The organism is Synechococcus sp. Cruz CV12-2-Slac-r (genome assembly GCF_024346075.1).
In the GTDB taxonomy this organism is placed as follows: Bacteria; Cyanobacteriota; Cyanobacteriia; order PCC-6307; family Cyanobiaceae; genus Synechococcus_D.
The window spans coordinates 1-2936 of the sequence record NZ_JAGQEK010000190.1 but is presented as its reverse complement, the minus strand read 5'-3'; the positions used below and the strand labels follow the sequence as shown (position 1 = coordinate 2936).

General features: G+C 58.6%; 2 protein-coding genes and 1 pseudogene. All 3 read left to right on the top strand.

The window, feature by feature from the left end; genetic code table 11:
• Positions 1 to 2419: EAL domain-containing protein (locus tag KB557_RS10415; RefSeq protein WP_255133956.1), on the top strand; the 2419-nt coding region annotated here is incomplete at its 5' end.
• Between the two features lie 28 nt (positions 2420 to 2447).
• The gene (locus KB557_RS10410) at positions 2448 to 2732 is read left to right on the top strand and encodes a hypothetical protein (RefSeq protein WP_255133954.1); all 285 of its coding nucleotides are present in this window, start codon (positions 2448 to 2450) and stop codon (positions 2730 to 2732) included.
• Positions 2729 to 2936 (top strand): annotated as a pseudogene (locus KB557_RS10405) (hypothetical protein); the annotation flags it as partial. The gene KB557_RS10410 and the pseudogene KB557_RS10405, both read left to right, overlap by 4 nt.

Here is a 2936-nt window from a genome sequence, read left to right as displayed (position 1 = left end):
GGTCCGGAGGATTCAGCTGACCAAGGGCCGAAGCGTCACCAACCAGACGATCGCCCTGGAAAAACTCGAAGCCGAATTCCGGGACGCCCAGCGAATTGCGAGCGACTGGGGCTGGTGGGATGACAGCTATGCCTTCATCGAGGGCAAGACCCCCTCCTTCCCCTCCCAAAACCTGGCCACCAGCACCCTCTTTGATCAAGGGGCCGCCATGGCGATCTACGACGCCCAAGCCCAACGTCGGGCCCTTCAGGTGGGCCTGAGCAGCCCGAGCCGGCCCCCTGATCAACGGCTGGTGCGCTGCCTGGACTCAGCCGCCCGCACCCGCCGCCAACTGGGCCTCGCCGGCATCCGGGTGATCTGCTCAGACGAGACCAACAACCTCTACGTCGGCTTCGCCACCACGATCGGCACCAGCGACAACAGCCGTTCCACAACAGCGACCCTTATTTTCCTCAACCCGCTAGTCGAACCCCAGTTCGGCACCAACCTGAAGGAGGAGCTCAACCGCATCCAGGCTCAGCTGCAGCCCATCCCCCCAGCTGGAGTCATCGCCACGGGGGAGCCCTTGGCTGCGCTTAAACCCAAGACCTTCGGCGAAGACGGGCGACTGATGGGCGTCAAACCCGCCAATAGCCAGGCAGAGCAGCGCAGGGAACTAAACCATCTGCTGCTGCTGCTAACCGGCGGGGGACTGATCGCCCTGGCCCTGCGCTTCAGCTGGAAACTGGCCGAGCGCCGGCAGAGATTGCTGCTGCGCAAGAAGGAACGCTGGGCCACCCAACGCATCCGCCGAAGTCACCGTGCACTGATTGAAATCCTTGATTTCAAAGACCCCCAGTCGCTCCCTTCAGCAGATCACAGCCCTGCCAGCCCACCCCCTAGCAGCAACTTCATCTTCAGGGGGATGCTGCAGGAGGAACGGCGACACCCTGCCTCGCCACGCGCCAGCCAACCGATCGAGGGGTCGACCACAACCGGCAGCGAACCCGCTGGTCGCCAACGAGTAGACATCCATTTGATTGCCAATCGGTTTGAACAGGTTCTGGGCACCGCCCGCGATCTGGCCATGCACGATGCACTCACCGGCCTGGCCAACCGCCGCTATTGCATCGAACACCTTGAAAGAGAAATCGATCGCCTTAAGGAAGAGCAGACACTTCTTGTCCTGCTGTTTATCGATCTCGACAAATTCAAAAGCATTAACGATACCTATGGCCATCGCATCGGTGATCAAGCCCTGCGCAAGGCAGCCAACCAACTCAAGGCCCTCTGCCGCCAGGGTGATTTCCTGGCGCGCTACGGCGGCGACGAATTCATTCTGATTCTGGGAGACTCTCAAAACGCCAGCAATGAAGATGATTTAGCCCTCCATGCCAAACAGGTAGCCCACCGGATCCTTGAGTCCTTTGAGAAAAGTCAAGTTGACTCCGCCTCGCCCTACCGACTTAGCCTGAGCATTGGGATCACGATCAGCGATCCACACCACTTCAGTAGTGAAGACATCATTCGAAAAGCAGACCTGGCAATGTACAAGGCAAAGTCATCCCAGGGGGAACACATTCACCTGTTCACAGCGGGAAATGAGTCCAATCCGCTCAGTGACTATCGCCTATTTACTGCGCTCCAACAGGCTTGCGAAGCATCACTTGAGCCATCGCAGCCCGACTGCTTCCGGATTTTATTTCAACCGATCGTCAACGCCGCAGGCGAAGTCCTAGCCGTTGAGGCTCTCGCCCGCTGGGATCACCCAGACCTGGGGGAAGTTCCCCCAACTCTATTCATCCCGGTAGCGGAACACTATCGAATCATGGGTCGCGTTGGCTGGCAGCTCATCGAAGCCACGTTGAAGACCTTCAAGCAGCTGATCCAAGCTCTAAAAGTAACCCCCAACCAGCTCAACCTAGCGATCAATGTCAGCCCATCCCAACTCACAGACGCATCTTTTTCAGGCCAATTAATCGACGCCATTGCAGCCCATGGAATCTCTTGCAACAGCATCAATCTTGAACTCACCGAAACGGCGATCTTCAACTCCACTGCAGCAGTTGAAATCAATCTGCGGAATTGCCGTGACGCTGGAATGCGAATTTCCCTCGATGACTTTGGAACGGGCTTCTCCTCCATGGGCCTGCTGCTATTGCTGAAGCCTGACGAACTGAAGATCGATCGCAGTTTTGTAATCGGAGTTCTCAACGATTCCTATGCGGAACAAATCGTGGAACTGCTCCCCAGGCTCACGAACTCCATATCGATGACCCTCGTCGCTGAAGGGGTGGATACCGAGGCGAGCTTTCAGCGGCTGCAACAGATGGGGGTGGCCCGATTCCAGGGCTATCTATTCGCTGAGCCCCTAAACATCGCCGCCCTGGTTGAGCTTGTGGGTGGAAACCGACTCACAATCCCACTTCCCGCTGCATAGCCTTGCCCAAATAGCCCCAATGCAGATAATGCCCGGCTCCCCTACCCCCAGCTCCGCGGAGCTGGCCACTTACCTCGAGCAACGCGGCGAGCTCAGCAAGCCCTGGATGCTGCAGCTACTGCGGCTCACCAAGCTCAAGGAGGCCAAAGCCAGCATGGACCCGGATGCCTACATGGCCAGCCTGCAGGAGGCCCACGCCGATCTGATGCGACTTGGCGAATTCTGGAAAGGCCGCGAGCAGGAAGTTTTCAGCGGCCGCTACCAGCCAGAGACCCTGATCGAACCCATAGCCGGCTCCCCCGAAGATCGATGAGCGGCACCTTGGCCGACAGCAGCGACCGCTACCCGATGGCCGCGCTGATCCGCTTCACCCTGATCGCTCTTTACTTGGCAATGGTGGCGCCCCTGCCCCTACTGGCACCAGCAGAGCTCAAATTGCTGCTTTGGCTGGCCCTACCCCTGGGGCTGGTTTTGGTGGTGGCAGCCACCAGTGAAGCCGTTGAGCTAAAAGCCGATG